This is a genomic window from Paraburkholderia strydomiana, assembly GCF_031456815.1.
GTDB classification, from domain to species: domain Bacteria; phylum Pseudomonadota; class Gammaproteobacteria; order Burkholderiales; family Burkholderiaceae; genus Paraburkholderia; species Paraburkholderia caledonica.
This window is the reverse complement of the sequence record NZ_JAVDVL010000001.1, coordinates 320,664-337,223: the sequence shown is the minus strand read 5'-3', so window position 1 is coordinate 337,223 and position 16,560 is coordinate 320,664. Positions and strand designations below refer to the sequence as shown.

The window sequence follows — 16,560 nt, the reverse complement described above, 5'->3', positions numbered from 1 at the left end:
CACACCGACGTGCGACGAGGACTTCAGCACCGCGGGCATCAGGACTATCATGTTCGTTTCGCTCGAACGAAACCGAACCCTGTTACGGACCGCCATCATGATCTCCGACGATACGACCCAGCAGGCTGAACGCCTGAACCCCGACACGCTCCGCGAATTCGTGGACCGCAAATGGAACGACGAGATCGTGCCTGCGCTGACCGACTACATTGCGGTGCCGGCCAAGAGCCCGGCATTCGATCCCGAGTGGGTCAAGCACGGTTACCTGGAACGCGTGATCACCGACGCCGCGCAATGGGTCGAGCAGCAGCCGGTACGCGGGTTGAAACTCGAGATCGTCCGGCTGCCGGGCCGCACGCCGGTGATTTTCTTCGAGACGCCGGCAACACGTTCAGGTAGCGATGAAACCATCGTGCTGTACGGCCACCTCGACAAGCAGCCGGAATTCGACGGCTGGCGCAAGGACCTCGGCCCGTGGACGCCGAAGCTCGAAAACGACAAGCTCTACGGCCGCGGCGGCGCCGACGACGGCTATGCGATCTACGCGAGCATCACCGCGCTCGCCGCATTGGACGCGCAAGGTGTCGAGCGGCCGCGTTGCGTCGGGCTGATCGAAACCTGCGAAGAGTCGGGCAGTTACGATCTGCTGCCTTACGTCGACGCATTGCGCGAACGGCTCGGCAATGTCGGCCTCGTCGTCTGCCTCGATTCCGGAGCGGGCAATTACGATCAGTTGTGGCTCACCACGTCGTTGCGCGGGCTCGTCGCCGGCGACCTGGAAGTGCAGGTGCTGGACGAAGGCATTCACTCAGGCGGCTACGGCGGTATTGCGCCGTCGAGCTTCCGCATCATGCGGCAGTTGTTCGACCGTCTGGAAGACTCCGCTAACGGAACCCTGCTGCCCAAGGGGTTCCACAGTCCGATTCCCGCCGACCGTCTGCGCGAAGCCGAAGCCACCGCGCAAATTCTCGGCGACGACGTGTGGAAGAAGCTGCCGTGGGCATGCGGCCAGGACGGCCGTCAGGTGCTGCCCACCACGACCGATCCGAAGGAGGCGTTGCTCAACTCGACGTGGCGTCCGTCATTGTCGGTGACAGGTGCCGCCGGCTTGCCCGCACTCGCCGACGCCGGCAACGTGCTGCGCCCGCGCACCGCGTTCAAGCTGTCGCTGCGTCTGCCGCCTTTGATCGAAGCGGAAAAGGCCGTTGCGGAGCTCAAGGCGCTGCTGGAACTCGACCCGCCGTACAACGCGAAGGTGACATTCAAGCCGGACGCCGGAGCGGCGAGCGGCTGGAGCGCGCCCGATCTTGCGCCTTGGCTCGCAACCGCGCTCAACAATGCATCGCGCGAACATTACGGCGCCGACGTCGCGTACATGGGGCAGGGCGGCACCATCCCGCTGATGAACGTGCTGAAGGCAGGCTTTCCGAAGTCGCAGTTCATGGTATGCGGCGTGCTCGGACCGAAGTCGAATGCGCACGGGCCTAACGAGTTCTTGCACGTGCCGTACGGCAAGAAGCTCACGGCCGCGGTTGCGCAGGTGATCGCCGCCGCGCCCTGAGCGTTTTTTGCCGGCCTGTTGAGGCTCCCGTTCCGCTTGCGGTGCCATTATTGCGTTGCCATTACTAACTAACTAACGCCCCGATCCGAATGACCGACAAAGAGTTCGCTGGATCCACCACGCCCCGCATTGCGGCCGATCAACTACACGCCTTCGTCCGGGCGATCTGGGAGCAGGCGGGCAGCGCGCCACGCGAAGCAGAACTGGTCGCGGATCATCTGGTGGCGGCGAACCTGACCGGGCACGATTCGCACGGCGTCGGCATGATTCCGCGCTACGTGGCGTCGCTTGCCGACGGGCAGCTGCAACTGAACCTGCATGCCGACGTCGTAAAAGACGCGGGTGCCGTCCTCACGGTCGAAGGCCGCAAAGGCTTCGGCCAGGTAGTCGCGTTCGAGGCGATGGAACAGGGCATCGCGCGAGCTCAGCGCATCGGCATCAGCGCCGTCGGGCTGCGCGATGCGCATCATATTGGCCGCATCGGTCATTGGGCCGAGCAATGCGCGCGAGCGGGGCTCGTGTCGTTCCATTTCGTCAATGTGGCGGGCGACCCGCTCGTCGCACCGCTTGGCGGCGCCGACCGTCGCATCGGCACCAACCCGTTTTGCGCAGCTTATCCGCGGCCCGGCAAGCCGCCGCTCGTGCTCGACTTCGCGACGAGCACGGTTGCTTACGGCAAGACGCGCGTCGCTTACAACCAGGGCAAGCAGGTGCCGCCGGGCGCGTTGATCGACCATGAAGGTGTGCCGACGGCCGATCCCAAAGTCATGCACGAGGAGCCGTTCGGTTCGCTGACGCCGTTCGGCGGCCATAAGGGTTTCGGGCTTGCCGCGATGTGCGAGATATTCAGCGGCGCGCTGGCGGGCGGCTTCACCACGCACGCGGACACGCTCGGCACCACCAACGCGATCATCAATTGCATGCTGTCGGTCATCATCGACCCGGCGGCGTTCGACGCCCCTGATGCGCAAGCAGAAGCCGACGCGTTTATCGCGTGGGTGAAAGCCTCACCGCTCGCTGCGGGCGTCGATCATATCTATGAGCCTGGCGAGCCGGAGCGCGTGACGCGCGCGGAGCGCGAAGCCCAAGGCATTCCCGTCGATGCCGCCACATGGACGCAGATCTCCACGGCTGCGCTCGCTGTCGGCATGCACGCCGACGAGGTCGCGCGCTGGTCGGCGTTGCTCAAATAGCATTGCCTGGATAATGGGCAAAATGCCGCTTATGCAATATAGATATTCCGTCTGTTGGACCACGAATAAAAAAATATTCGCAAGCGGCATTTTCGACTTCGTCGCCTAATCGGCGTGTCTTGCTTTTTCTTTCGAATTCGCAGGCGAATTCCGGCTTCGCTCGTCCGCTGATTGCATGGCGCGCCTGCACTCAATGTCGGGCAATGTCGCGCATCTTCGCCGCGCAAGCGTTTGCGGTGCGGCGCACGCCGGGCGGCTTTCACGTGCCGCTGTGACGCCCGTCGCGCAAGGGTTCGAGATTTCGTTGCATTGATCTGTTGGTTATCCCGCTCCCATCCGAATCCGGTCTGCTTTAGGCTCGCATTGCAATATCAGTGTTTAACCCTAAAGGACCGTTCAAAATGAATCTGCATAACCACCACGCCTGCCGCCCGTTCCTCGAAGCCGGCAATCTGTCGCAAGTTTCGGCTTACTACGAAGAAGGCCGCAATGTCATGTGGATGATGCTGCGCGCGCAGCCGCGTCCGTGTTTCAATCTGGATCTGGTCCACGATATTCTCGGGCTTGCGCAGGCCGCGCGGGAGTCCGGCTTGCCCATCGACTTCTGGGTGACCGGCTCGCTGATCCCCAACATTTACAACGTGGGCGGCGACCTGGATTTCTTCGCCGATGCAATTCGCTCGGGCAAGCGTCAGGCGCTGATGGCATACGCACGTGCGTGCGTCGATTGCGTGCACGCGGCGGCGCGCGGCTTCGATACCGGCGCGATCTCCATTGCGATGGTCGAGGGCACGGCGCTAGGCGGCGGCTTCGAGGCCGCGCTTGCACACCACTTCCTGCTCGCGCAATCGGACGCGCGCATGGGCTTTCCCGAGATCGCGTTCAATCTGTTCCCCGGCATGGGCGGCTATTCGCTCGTCGCGCGCAAGGCCGGGATGCGTCTCGCCGAGGAACTGATCGGCGTGGGCGAACCGCATACGGCGGAGTGGCATCGGGAGAAGGGGCTCGTCGACCAGCTGTTCGAACCGGGCGACGCGTATGTCGCGACCCGCACGTTCATCGACACGCTCAAGCCGAAGATGAACGGCATCCGCGCGATGTTGCGGGCGCGTCAGCGCGTGCTGCAATTGCCGCGGGCCGAATTGATGGAAATCACCGAAGATTGGGTGGACGCCGCCTTCATGATCGAAGAGAAGGACCTGGCCTTCATGGAGCGGCTTGTGACGCTGCAAAACCGCCGCACGGCCAACTTGCGGCAGACGGCTGCCAGCGCGGCCAATTTCGGCTGACTCAATCCACCCGCGGCCGAAGTGCGCCCGTTGCGACGCTCATGCCGCAAGCTCAGGCGATCAGCCTGAGCTTCTGCCTGTCCTGCAACCAGCGCTCGAAGTCCGCGGCCGGCATTGGGTGAGCGTACAAGTAGCCCTGCACGTATTCGACGCCCAGCCCTTTCATGAAAGTCTCTTCGGACTCGGTTTCGATTCCCTCGGCGACGACCTTGAAATCGAGTTCCTGCGCAACCACCACCATCGAGCGGACGAGTGCCTGCGCTTTGGTGTCGGCGTTGATTGAACGCACGAAGCTGCGATCGAGCTTGATCACGTCGAGCGGAATTCGGCCCAATTGCGATAGCGACGAATAGCCGGTGCCGAAGTCGTCCAGATGTACTTGCGCGCCCAGTTGACGGAACTGCTTGATCAGATCGATGGCCGCGGCTTCGTCCTCGATCAGGCAACTCTCGGTGAGTTCCACGTCGACGAGACATGGTTCGAGCTTCGCCTGCTGAAGCGCTTCGGTGAAGTGGCGTACTACCGCCGTATCCACCAGTTGCCGCGCCGACACATTGATCGCGATGCGCAGGTTGTAGCCGTCCGCTTGCCATTTTGCCGCCTGTTTCGCAGCCGTTTGCATGACCCAGCGGCCGAGCACGCCGATCAGGCCGGACTCTTCGGCATAACGAATGAACTCTGCCGGCATGATCTGCCCGCGTTCCGGCGAATTCCAGCGCACCAGCGCTTCCACGCCTTGGACCGCGCCGGTTGAAAGCAGCAGCTTGGGCTGATAGTGCAGCGTCAGCTGGCCATCTTCGAGGCCGCGCCGCAGGTTCGTGTCGAGCCACATGTACTCGGCGACCTTGCGGTTCATCTCCGGCGAAAACACGCGGTGCGTGCGTTTGCCTTCGTCTTTCGCGACGTACATGGCCGTATCGGCCGAGCGGATCAGCGACTCCAGGTTGTCGCCGTGTTCCGGATAACGCGCAATGCCGATCGAGCAGCCCGTATAGACTTCGACGAGACCGAGACTGAACGGCGTGCGCATGCGTTCGAGGATGCGCTGCGCGGTCGCCTCCAGTTCATGCGCCGTGCCTTTTGCCGCGAGCACGATGAACTCGTCGCCGCCGAGCCGCGCGAGCGTGTCGCCTTCGTTCAGGCACATGCCGATCGCCGCCGACACGTCGCGGATCAGACGGTCGCCGAACACGTGGCCGTAGTGATCGTTGACCTTCTTGAAGTTATCCAGATCGAGAAAAAGCACGCCCACCGATTCGCCCGGCGCCGTCTCCTCGATCGCGGTGCGGATCATGTCCTGGATCGCGTTGCGATTGGGCAGGCCCGTGAGCGAATCCGTGTTGGCAAGTTGCGTGAGACGCTCCTGCGCAAGGCGTTCCTCGGTGATGTCCGTACCCGAGCAGATCAGGTACTGCTCGTCTACGCCGCTGCCGCTCTGAACGAACTTGTTGCGAAAGAGAAAGAGCCGTTCGCCGTGCAGTGTCTTGATGCGCCGTTCGACTTCGTACGACACGCCGCGATTGAAGAAGCCCGCAATGTTCTGGCTCGACGCCGCGCCGTCTTCCGATGACATGAAAAGCGCCCACACGTTGCGCCCGACAATGTTCTCTTCCTTGACGCCCGTGAGTTCTTCGGCCAGCCGGTTAAAGCGCTGGATTCGCCCGTGCCGGTCTACGATTACGACAACCGAATTCACTTCAGACACGACCTGCTCGGCGAACGACAAGCCATGCATCAGATCGCGCGCGACAGATTCGGTGTCGTCATAAGCCGACGCGGTGCCGGCCCAACTGCCGCTGTTGATCTTTCTGCCGACGAGGTGCAAACGCAGAGGCTCGCCGAAGAGCCGCACGTCGAGAACCAGGTGAGACGTAATGCCAGTGAGGCAACGGATTTGCGATGCCTGTTGAGGATTGAGCGGAATGGCAACATTGGCTGGCATATCGCCAGTGACTGGTGTCAGTTCGAGCGCGTTGCTGTCGCTCGACAGACGCCAGCAAGGGCTGCTTGTGCCGAACTGCGCAAAAAGCACCTGCTCGTGATGGTCGTCATTCATGGGATCCCCGGGCGGTGTGCCGTTTCGGCCCTGATGGCGGATGACGGCAGACAGTCTCATCATACTTAAAGACGGCCCATTGTAGCGAAGCGGCTGAAATTCGGGCCATAAACATGAAAGGTTCGTGGTTTCGCCGAACCGTGTGCGTCGGTAAAAAAGCGCGGGTAAAGATGCTGCGCCAGGCAGTCTTTACAGGTGTCGCGCGTCAGAACCTGCGAGTGAGCCAGCTGCGCGCGCGCTCGCGCTCTGTCGGGCTCGCCTCGACCGACGGTTCGAACCAGAACGCGCCTGCTGCGAGCGTCGCGATGACGACGCCATCGCGGTACAGCACACGGTTGCCGGCGACGGCCGGAACGCGTTCTCCAACCAGTAGCGTGCCCACCAGATTCAGCGGATCGGTGCCGCCGACGCACACAAAAGCACCATCGTTCGCATGCCGCCGAACCTCGCGCAACAACGGGATTGCTTCGGGCAACGCGAACTGTTCGCCAGCGAGTCCATTGACGAAGCGCCCGCCGCGGATCACGCCGCGCGCTTCGAGCCGCTGATAGACGCGCAGCAGATCGCGCCATGGCGGCAGCCAGTCGGCCTCGCGTTCTAGCACGCGCCAGAACACGACGCCGTAGCGCCGCAGCAACGTCATCGCGACATGTTCGAGCGTCTCGGCTGGCAACTGACGGCGCCGCTGCTGCTGCGGCCGGCCCGGTTGCGCGGCGGTTTCTTCGCTCGTGGCGATAGACGCGCGCCGATTGACGAGCGCCCAGCGTCCCGCGTCGTCCATTCCGCCGATCAGCGCGCCCAATCCCATACTCGATCTTGCGCGCCGGCTGCCCGAATACGCGTTGCGCTTCGCTGCCGGTTTGAGCAGCGCGCGCAGTCCCGCGAAACTGTCGGAGTTGACGAGACCGGCCGCCACCAGTTCTCCCAGCGCGCTCTCCAGTTCGATCCGCAGTACGCGAAGTTCGTGCAGCAGTTCATCGAAGAACATTGCGCCGTGTTGCGACAGCGCGTCGTACACAGATTGAGCGCGCGCCGATAGCTCCGGCTGCCGCTCGGCGTCGATCAGCGCGCTCCACGTACGTACCTGCGGGCGGGGCAGCAGCACGATAGGCGTGCTGCGCACCGGGCCGGCCGCGCTGCGCGAACGCTCCGTCAAGCGCGTCCAGACGATCTTGCCCGCGCGGCACAGTTCGTCGAGCGAAGTATTCGAATAGGCCTTTACGCGCGCGGGCAGAATGTCTTCTTCCCAGGCGCTTGCCGCAGCCTCGAAGCCTTCCATCTGTTCCAGAACGGCGGCGAGCGCGTCGCGTCCTTCGCTGCGCGTGTCCGGCGTCAGATGCTGCCATTCGAACAGAAAGCGCATGAAGTCGTGCCGTTCCACGGGCTCGATCTCGCGGCGCAATCGCTTGACGGTGTAACGGTGAATGCGCGCAAGAAGGTGGCGCTCACACCATTCCTCTTCCGACGTGTTCGACGTGAAACGTCCACGCATCACATAGCCTTCTGCCTCGAGACGGCCGAGCGCCTGTTCGACCGATGTCCGCGGCAGCTTGAGCGCATCTGCAATCGCGTCGGCGGGCAGCGGGCCGAAACCGGTCAGCCGGGCGCGCAGTACGTCGAGCAGCGCGTCGTCGGCGCTCCATTCGTCGGTGTAACCCTTCGGCGCGGTGAGCGGCGGCGTGAAGCGGGAGCCACTGTTCGTAGTGCCGCTGTTCCCGCTGCGATAGAGCGCGTCGAAACACGTCAGTCGTTCGGCAGGGAGCCACAGTGCCGCGTCGGCGGCGATCTCGAGGCGCGTCGCTCGGCCCGATTGAGCGAGCGACGCGAGCCATTCCGGCCAGCCCTCGTTGTGCTGCGCCTCGGCCTCGGTAATGCAGGCGAGACCTGTCAGCGCTTCGTGCATTTCGTCGATGCTGCGTGCCTGCGGCCATGCTTCGTCGCGCACGCTCGCGATCGCGTCGGCGTCGAGCGCGCCGAGGTCGTCGGCGCTTGCCGGATCGGTCCAGCGGCGATTGAGCACGGCCTGCGTGCGGCGCTCCTCGATGGGGGCGTCGTCCAGATACGCGTAGGGTTTTGCGTTGAGTATTTCGGCGGCAAGCGGCGAGGGCGCCGGCAAATCGCGTGCAACAAGCCGCATGTCGCCGCTTTCCATGCGGCGCAGCAGCGCGAGCCAGCGCTCGCTGTCCATTGCGTCGTGCAGGCAGTCGTCAACGGTCTGATCGACTAACGGATGATGCGGCAGTTCGCGCTCGCCGACCACGTTCTCCAGACACGCGGCCTGTTCGGGAAAGACGCTCGTCAGCAGATCTTCGCTGCGCATGCGCTGCAATTGCGGCGCCGTTTTGCGGCCGCCGGTGTAGCGCGGCAAACCGAGCGCGGTGGTCGCGTTCCAGCGCCAGCGCACGCCGAAGAGCGGCGCGTCGAGCAAGGCCTGAATCAGCAGACGCTCGGCACTATTCGAATGGAGGTAGCGCCACACTTCATCGAGCACGAACGAATGGCTGCCGGTCAGGGACAGCACGATCGCGTCCTCGGTGGCCGCGGCTTGCAGTTCGAAATTGAACTGGCGGCAAAAGCGCTTGCGCAGCGCTAGGCCCCACGCGCGATTTACGCGGCTGCCGAACGGCGCATGAACGACAAGCTGCGTGCCGCCCGATTCGTCGAAAAAACGCTCCATCACCAGCGTGTCTTGCGTCGGCAGAACGCCGAGGGCGGCGCGCGCCCGCGCGAGATAGTCGACGATCTGGCGCGCGGCTGCTTCGTCCAGACCAAGTTCGGCGATGAGCCAGTCGATCGCGCGTTCGAGCCGCGCGGGCATGGGATTCGGAGCTTCAGCGGTTGCGTCAGGTACGTGTTCCGAAGCCGTCGCCTTCGAAGCGGCGTTGCTCGCCTGTGCGTTGTCGAGCGGCGTCGTTGCGTCGTCGTCGGATGCGAGCAGACGCGCGATCTGCTCGCGCAGGCGCGCGACGCCGAACGACAGTTCGTCGCTGCGGCCAGGCGCTTCGCCGAGCCAGAACGGGATGTTGGGCGGCTGCCCTTGTGCGTCTTCGACACGCACACGGCCGCTTTCGATGCGCAGAATCCGGTACGACGCGTTGCCGAGCTGGAACACGTCGCCGGCGAGACTTTCTACCGCGAAGTCTTCGTTGACCGTGCCGATATTGACCGCCTGCGGTTCCAGCACCACCGCATAGTCGGCGTTCTCGGGAATCGTGCCGCCCGAGGTGACCGCCACGAGCTTGCCGCCGCGCCGGCCGCGCAGCGTGCCGCTGACCACGTCGCGATGAATGTACGCGGCACGCGGTCCGTTGCGGCTCGTGTAGCCCTCGGCAAGCATGCGCAGCACTGCGTCGTACTGCTCGCGAGCCAGTTCCGCGTACGGCGCGGCGCGGCGTATCAGGTCGAATAGCGCGTCCTCGCTCCATTCGGTGCTCGATACTTCAGCGACGATCTGTTGCGCGAGTACATCGAGCGGCGCACGCGGAATGCGCAGCGCGTCGAGCTCGCCGCGCCGCACGCAATCGAGCAGCGCTGCGCATTCGATCAGATCGTCGCGCGAAGTGGGGAAGAGTCTGCCCTTCGGCATGCCGCCGACATGGTGGCCCGAGCGCCCCACGCGTTGCAGGAACGGCGCGATTGCGCGTGGCGAACCCATCTGGCAGACCAGATCGACGTCGCCGATATCGATACCCAGTTCGAGCGAAGCGGTCGCGATCAGCACCCGCAGTTCACCGCGCTTGAGCCGCTGTTCGGCGTCAAAGCGATGCTCTTTGGCGAGACTGCCGTGATGCGCGGCGACCGCGTCCTTGCCGAGCCGCTCGGTCAGATGACGCGCGGCGCGCTCGGCCATGCGCCGCGTGTTCACGAAGATCAGCGTCGTGCTGTGCAGCGCGACGAGTTCCGCGAGGCGGTCGTAGACACGTTCCCAGACTTCGTTCGGCATCACCGCTTCGAGCGGCACCGGCGGAATTTCCAGCGCCAGGTCGCGTTCGCGGATGTGGCCTACGTCGATGATTGCGCAGTCGGCGGGTATGTCGCTGTCGACCGGCGCGCCGCCTACGAGAAATCGTGCTACTGCGCTCACCGGCTTTTGCGTCGCGGACAGGCCGATGCGCGGCAGGCGTCGGCCGCACAGCGCGTCGAGCCGTTCGAGACTGAGAGCGAGGTGGCTGCCGCGCTTGCTGCCGGCGAGCGCATGAATTTCGTCGACGATCACGGTGCGCACCGTGCACAGCATGCGCCGCCCGGAGTCGGAGCCGAGCAGCACGTAAAGCGATTCCGGCGTGGTGACGAGGATATGCGGCGCGCGCTTTTTGAGCGCGTTGCGTTCCTGCTGCGTGGTGTCGCCGGTGCGCACGGCGGTGCGGATGTCGAGCGGCGGCAGGCCGCGCGCGTCGAGTTCGGCGGCAATGCCCTGTAGCGGCACTTGCAGATTCAGGCGAATGTCGTTCGACAATGCCTTGAGCGGCGAGACGTAGACCACCAGCGTTTCGTCGGGCAACGCGCCGTTGTTCGCAAGACCTTGCTGGACCAGATCGTCGAGTGCGGACAGGAAGGCCGTGAGCGTCTTGCCGGAGCCCGTGGGCGCGGCGACCAGGGTCGAGCGGCCCTGGCGAATCTGCGGCCAGGCAGCGGCCTGCGCGTCGGTCGGCGCGGGGAAGGACTTCAGGAACCAGCCTGCAACCGCCGGATGAAAGCCCGCGAGCGCGTCGTGCGCGGCGGCGCGCTCTACCAGCGAGGCCGGGAGCGCGCGAAGCGAGTCGGCTGCGGCGGGTGCGGTGGTTCCGGTGGTTGGATTTGCGGTCGTGCTGCTCACTGAAGTGCTCACTGAGGTGGTCACTGAGGTGGTCACTAGGGTCATGCGTGGTTAGATGGGGACGCGACGCCCGATATCCAGACGACGGCATTGCTCGCAACCGTTGCCGGTGCGAATCGAAGTCGCGGAATCAGGGGCCAGTCTGGCAGGTTTGGGCGCCGTTTGCCAAATGGCCGGGCAGCGGTTGCCGGTGGGTGTCGGCGTTCCGAAAGCGACGGCAGCCCCCGCCTGCTCGACGGCGCCAATTGCAGTACCCTTTACGGCTCACCTGTGCACTCATCCACGATGGAGTTTCGACAATGCGATACAACCAGCTTGGCCGTACCGGGGTTTTTGTTTCAGAACTTTGTCTGGGCACAATGACCTTCGGCGGCGGCGAAGGCATGTGGAAGCAGATCGGCGATTTGCAGCAGGCCGATGCGGAGCGGCTCGTCGGCCGGGCGCTCGATGCGGGCATCAATTTCATCGACACGGCCGACGTCTACGCCGAAGGCCTGTCCGAGCAGATCACCGGGCAGGCGCTGAAAAACCTCAAGGTGCCGCGCGACAAGGTCGTGGTGGCGACCAAGGTTTTCGGCCCGACCGGCGAGTTTCCGAACGCGCGCGGCGCGTCGCGTTACCACATCATCGATGGGATGAAGGCCAGTTTGAAGCGCCTGCAGCTCGATCACGTTGACCTGTATCAGATCCACGGTTTCGACCCGGCCACGCCGATCGAAGAAACCGTGCGCGCGCTCGACACGCTCGTGCAGCACGGTCACGTGCGCTATGTCGGCGTGTCGAACTGGGCGGCGTGGCAGATCGTCAAGGCGCTCGGCATTGCGGAGCGTTTGGGAACCGCGCGCTTCGAAACGCTGCAGGCGTACTACACGGTGGCGGGCCGCGACCTGGAACGCGAACTCGTGCCGATGCTGCAAAGCGAAGGGCTCGGGCTCATGGTGTGGAGTCCGCTCGCGGGTGGGCTGCTGAGCGGCAAATACGGGCGTGAGCAGCAGGGCGAAGCGGGCAGCCGCCGCACGACATTCGACTTTCCGCCGGTCAACCGCGATCGTGCGTACGACTGCATTGACGCGATGCGCGAGATTGCCGAGGCCAAGCGCGTGTCGGTCGCGCAGATCGCCCTTGCGTGGCTGCTGCATCAACGGGTGGTGACGTCGGTGATCGTCGGCGCGAAGAAGGTCGAGCAACTGGACGACAACATCGCGGCGACCGGCGTCGCGCTCACCGCGGACGAACTCGCACGGCTCGATCAGGTGAGCGCGCTGCCTGCCGAGTACCCCGGCTGGATGCTGGCGCGCCAGGGCGAAGCGCGCCGCAAACAGCTCGAGGAGGCGCGCCGGCTCGTGGTCTGAAGCGACCAGTGACGCCCGGCGCGTTAAGCCGATGCTTCGGCGGAATACGCCGCGACCGCGTCCATCGTGCGGGCCGAGTAGACCATCGTCGCGCCGGCGTTCATCGCGACCGCTACGCCGAGCGCTTCGGCTATTTCCTCGCGGGTGGCGCCCTGCTTCAGCGCTTCGGCCGTATGCACCGTGATACAGCCGTCACAGCGCAAACTCACGGCCACCGCGAGCGAGATCAGTTCGCGCGTCTTCGCGCCCAGCAGGTCGTTCTTCTGACCGGCGTTGGATAACGTCTGATAGCCCTTGACGGTGTCCGGCGACAGCTTGCCGATTTCGCCGATGCGGCCAAACAGCTGCTTGCGGTATTCGGTCCAGTTCAACATGGCAATGCTCCTTCGTCTGTGGGGCGTCGGCGGTTGCCGGCGCCATGGACAAAGTATTGCGCGGGACGGCGACATCCTGAATACTCGACTGGCTCAACATTTAGCGCGGACGTCTCATGGATACGCTCAGCCGGTTACTCGACCTTGCACGGCCGCAAGCCAGTCTGGATTTGCGATGCCTGCTCACCGGCGCGTTCGACGTCGACCATGCGCCGATGGAGCCGGGCATTGCGCCATTTCATCTGGTGCTGGCAGGGTCGTGCGTGATCGAGATGGCGGACGGCGCGCAGGTGCGCCTGCAGACCGGCGATTTCATGCTGTTTCCACGCGGCGCGGCACATCGCGTGAGAGATGTCGAGTTGAGCGCCGTCAGCGCGCCGCTGGTCATGAGTCACGACGGCCTGCTGCCGGTCAAGCGAAACGACGGCCGGGGCATTGGCAGGGCTGCAGAGCGCGAAGGTCTGGACGGCAAGTCCGCGAGCGGTGAAGAAGCCGACGCTGATGTCCTGACCGGCGCGCACACGGACGCTGCCCACGGCGGCCCAGAGCACGTCACGGCGAACGCCGCCGATCTCGACCTGCTCTGCGGCCGCTTCGCGTACACGCCGGGTTCGTCAGCGTTGCTGCTGAATGCGCTGCCCGATCCGTTCCATGTGTCGCTCGGCGGCGTTCGCACGCTCGCCCCATTGCAGACGGTGATCGGGCTGATGCGCGACGAGGCGGGCCAACGCCGGCCCGGCGCGCTCGCCATCGTCACAGCGCTGAGTCAGGCGCTCTTCGGCATGGCGTTACGCGTACACGGCGAGCAGGCGGATTCGACGCCCGGCATGCTGTCGCTGCTGGCCGACCCGCGTCTATCGGCGTCAGTGCAAGGCATGTTGAGCGCGCCGCAGCGCGCGTGGACCATTGCTGAACTGGGCGAGCTTGCCGCGATGTCGCGCGCCACTTACGCACGGCATTTCAACGAACGCGCCGGTATGACCGTGATGGATTTCCTCACGCAGATTCGCATGACGATCGCTTGCGACCTGCTGCGCCGCACGCAGCGCAGCGCGGCTGAAATCGGCGAAGCGGTGGGTTATCAGTCTGAAGCCGCGTTCGGCAAGGCGTTTCAGCAAAGCGTCGGCGTAACGCCGGGACGCTACCGGCGCCATCCACAGCAAAGCGCGGCGGACGTGTCTTCATAAACCGGCGATGCCGCTCAGCGCGCCTTGCCGGGCGCGCTGAACCAGCGCTTCTCCGCACGCGCCATCAGCCACGCGACCAGCAGCGCGCACACCGTGCCGAGCGTGACTTCGCCGAGGCGCAACAACGCCTTGTCCCACGCCGGGCCAATGCCCGGTACCAGCAGCATGATGGTAGCCGTGATCCCGCCGAGCCGCGCCGCGCTGCCGACGTTCACGATCCAGCACAGCACGATGGCCACTGCCACCGTCGCCGCGTAGGCCGCGAAATAGCCGTGGCCGAGCGTTGCGCCGGCAAGGCCGCATAAGCCGCCGACCATCGCGCCGATGAACTGGTCGCGCGACAGCTTGCGCGTGTCGACGTAGCTGTGCTGGCTCACTGCAATGGCGGTGATCGCCGCCCAGAATGCCTGCTCGGTATGCAGCGCCTGGCCGATTTCGAACGCGAGGCTCGCGCCCGCCACGGCCTGGAACGCCATCAGGCTGCCTTCGGTGAGCCGCTCCGCGAACGGCAGCGATTTGAGGAACGCGAAAAGCGATTCGGCGGCGCTTGCGCGCGTCGTTTGTGCTGGATCGTCGTGAGGAGCCATTGAATCGCGGGGTTCAGAAGCTGCGAAAGCTGCGAGGGAGCCGGACGCCGCAAATGCTGCACGTGCAGCGAACGGGCCCCGTATTCTAGCTTTCGCTATGACGCAGGCGCCGATAGCGGTTCATGAGCGGCGTCGCCGACACCCCGTGGATGACCACCGAAGCCGTGACCACCGCGAGCGCGAGCGGCACGAGCGGCGTGATAGACGCGGCCGGACCGTGTTCCAGCGAATAAGCCAGATAGTAGAACGAGCCCACGCCGCGGATGCCGAACCAGCTCATCAGGCGCCTTTGCGTCGGCATGGCGTCGGAGCCGAGCAACGACAACTCGACCGACGCGGGGCGCACGAAAACGAACAGCGCGACGATAAGCGCAAACGCCTGCCATGTGAAAAGCGGCACGCTCAGCGTCGCGAGCACGTTGCCGACCATGGCCATGATGACGACCTCGGCAATACGTTCGAGCTCGATCGTGAATCCCAATACGGACTCGGTCATGAACGCGTGGGCTTTCTCGGGATCGGACGCAGTGGCTTCGACATTTTTCGAATCGACGGTGCCGATCGTCTCGCGAGGCGAGGCTCCGCCGCTCGCCCCATATTCGACGCGACGCATCGACACGCCAGCCGCGAACACGGCGAGAAAGCCATAAGTCTGGGCAAACTGCGCGGCGCCGAACGACAAGCCGATCAGCCCGAGCGCAAAGAAGCCTTCCAGGCCGAGCGCGTGTGCATGGCGCGTGCGCAGCCAGGCGACCGCGTGCGTCGTGACCCAGCCGAGTACACCGCCTATCGCTAGTGCGCCCAATACACCCCACACGACACTGCCGGCAAATTCCAGATTCAGCACGTCGCCAGCGTCGGCTCCTTGCACTGCGCAGATGGCGAGACCCACCATCGCAAACGGCAACGCGATGCCGTCGTTCAGGCCGCCTTCGCCGGAAAGCGCGAAGCGCAGCAGATCGTGGTCGCCGGGGTCGTGCACCTGCACGTCGTGGGCCAGCACCGGGTCGGTCGGCGCGAGAATAGCGGCCAGCAGAATGGCCGGCCCCCAGCCCAGATTCAGCACGTAGACGCAGAAGAGGGTGAGGAGCGGCACGGTCGCCAGCATCGCGAGGAAGCCGAGGCGCAGCGGCACCATCCACAGTTTGTCGAGCACGCCCACGCGCAAGCGCAGTCCAATGGCGAACAGCGACACCAGCAGCGCGATTTCGGTGACGGTGCGCAGCAGATGCGCATCGGCGACCATGTCGAGATGCAGCAGGTCGAAGCCGGGCGGCCCGAGCGCGTAGCCGAGCGCAACATAGAACATGGCCGCGCTGACGGGCAGCCGGCGGAGGGTTGTCGCGGCCACGCCCATGAAAACGAGCACGGCGCCGACGATGAGGAACCACAAAGTTTCGTGCATGAGCATCCGGTTAGGGCCGACATGCGAACGGCGCATGACCGGCCGGGGTAATGGGACGAGCGCCCGGGTGCATCACGTCGCGACAGTCAACGCGCGACAGCGCATGAATGTCAGGGCGCGCGCCCGAATGCTTCGCGCAGTTTGCGCTTGGCTTGCTCCAGCGTTGCGCGGCGGGTTTTCGGCAGGTTCTTGCCTGCCCGGTTGATGTAGAAATTGAGCATCGACATCGCCGATTGAAACGGCGTGCCTTTGCGGCGGCTGCTTTTTGTCGACGACTGTTTCAGCGATTTCGCAATCTCCTCGGCGTTGCCTGTCTTGAAGATGTCCTGTTCGAGGTCCATCGCGTCGCTCGTTTCCATCACATGATGCGACCACCTGCGCGAACTCTTGCCGCCTGCGCGCGATGCCTTCTTCTGCTCAGCGGCATGCGCTTGTGCATGGCGCTGACGCGGCGGCCGCCCCGACTTGCCGCGTGCCGGCGAGCGCCGCGACTTGCTGGTCGATTTGCTGGTCGATTTGCTGGTGGTTTTTCGGGCCGCCATTCGAGCCGCCTCCTTTTTTACAGTCTTTGCTTTTACGGTCTTTGCCGCGCGTCCCTTCTCGCAGGATTGCGCGCGATTATCCAGGGCCGTCTGCGTCGTCGAATTCGACGCGGTCAAAGTCAAACGCGCCGGCCGCCGCGATGGCGGCGTGCCGGCGCAAGTGAGGACGGTGCGCGAACTGCGAACGGCAAACTGCTT

At 64.6% G+C, this 16,560-nt stretch carries 11 protein-coding genes; 5 read left to right on the top strand and 6 right to left on the bottom strand.

All coding sequences use genetic code 11. The features are described 5' to 3' along the window. Window positions 1-97 precede the first annotated feature (97 nt). From J2W46_RS01465 to J2W46_RS01455, 3 genes are all read left to right on the top strand, one after another. Window positions 98-1,561 (top strand): M20 family metallopeptidase, encoded by a 1,464-nt coding sequence (locus tag J2W46_RS01465; RefSeq protein WP_214880281.1) that lies wholly within the window; start codon window positions 98-100, stop codon window positions 1,559-1,561. A gap of 89 nt (window positions 1,562-1,650) precedes the next feature. After that, the gene (locus tag J2W46_RS01460; protein ID WP_310350683.1) at window positions 1,651-2,754 is read left to right on the top strand and encodes a malate/lactate/ureidoglycolate dehydrogenase; all 1,104 of its coding nucleotides are present in this window, start codon (window positions 1,651-1,653) and stop codon (window positions 2,752-2,754) included. 401 nt (window positions 2,755-3,155) lie between these two features. Next, entirely contained in the window at window positions 3,156-4,043 is an 888-nt protein-coding gene (locus J2W46_RS01455; RefSeq protein ID WP_020067960.1) for a crotonase/enoyl-CoA hydratase family protein, read from the top strand. Window positions 4,044-4,095: 52 nt separating this feature from the next. Here J2W46_RS01455 and pdeR read toward each other — a convergent pair whose 3' ends face one another. Continuing rightward, entirely contained in the window at window positions 4,096-6,099 is a 2,004-nt protein-coding gene (gene pdeR, locus J2W46_RS01450) for a cyclic di-GMP phosphodiesterase (protein WP_020067959.1), read from the bottom strand. Between the two features lie 205 nt (window positions 6,100-6,304). Then, window positions 6,305-10,960 carry a DEAD/DEAH box helicase gene (locus J2W46_RS01445; RefSeq protein WP_310350680.1) on the bottom strand — a complete coding sequence of 1,552 codons (4,656 nt, stop codon included), beginning with the start codon at window positions 10,958-10,960 and terminating at the stop codon, window positions 6,305-6,307. A gap of 254 nt (window positions 10,961-11,214) precedes the next feature. Here J2W46_RS01445 and J2W46_RS01440 point away from each other — a divergent pair, with 254 nt between their 5' ends. Continuing rightward, the gene (locus J2W46_RS01440) at window positions 11,215-12,267 is read left to right on the top strand and encodes an aldo/keto reductase (protein WP_020067957.1); all 1,053 of its coding nucleotides are present in this window, start codon (window positions 11,215-11,217) and stop codon (window positions 12,265-12,267) included. Window positions 12,268-12,290: 23 nt separating this feature from the next. Here the strand turns inward: J2W46_RS01440 and J2W46_RS01435 are convergent, their stop codons facing one another. Beyond that, window positions 12,291-12,641 carry a carboxymuconolactone decarboxylase family protein gene (locus J2W46_RS01435; RefSeq protein WP_087754895.1) on the bottom strand — a complete coding sequence of 117 codons (351 nt, stop codon included), beginning with the start codon at window positions 12,639-12,641 and terminating at the stop codon, window positions 12,291-12,293. Window positions 12,642-12,757: 116 nt separating this feature from the next. Between J2W46_RS01435 and J2W46_RS01430 the strand changes: the two genes are divergently transcribed. Beyond that, the gene (locus J2W46_RS01430) at window positions 12,758-13,828 is read left to right on the top strand and encodes an AraC family transcriptional regulator (RefSeq protein ID WP_310350677.1); all 1,071 of its coding nucleotides are present in this window, start codon (window positions 12,758-12,760) and stop codon (window positions 13,826-13,828) included. 14 nt (window positions 13,829-13,842) lie between these two features. On the opposite strand, the gene J2W46_RS01425 is transcribed toward J2W46_RS01430, so the two are convergent. The 3 genes from J2W46_RS01425 to J2W46_RS01415 form a co-directional block, all read right to left on the bottom strand. After that, complete coding sequence (locus J2W46_RS01425) at window positions 13,843-14,415, bottom strand: FUSC family protein (protein WP_310350675.1); 573 nt, start codon at window positions 14,413-14,415, stop codon at window positions 13,843-13,845. A gap of 85 nt (window positions 14,416-14,500) precedes the next feature. Further along, window positions 14,501-15,820, bottom strand: coding sequence for a cation:proton antiporter (locus J2W46_RS01420; RefSeq protein ID WP_087754928.1), 1,320 nt, complete (start codon window positions 15,818-15,820; stop codon window positions 14,501-14,503). A gap of 110 nt (window positions 15,821-15,930) precedes the next feature. Next, window positions 15,931-16,362 (bottom strand): DUF3175 domain-containing protein, encoded by a 432-nt coding sequence (locus J2W46_RS01415; protein ID WP_310350672.1) that lies wholly within the window; start codon window positions 16,360-16,362, stop codon window positions 15,931-15,933. Between the last annotated feature and the right edge of the window lie 198 nt (window positions 16,363-16,560).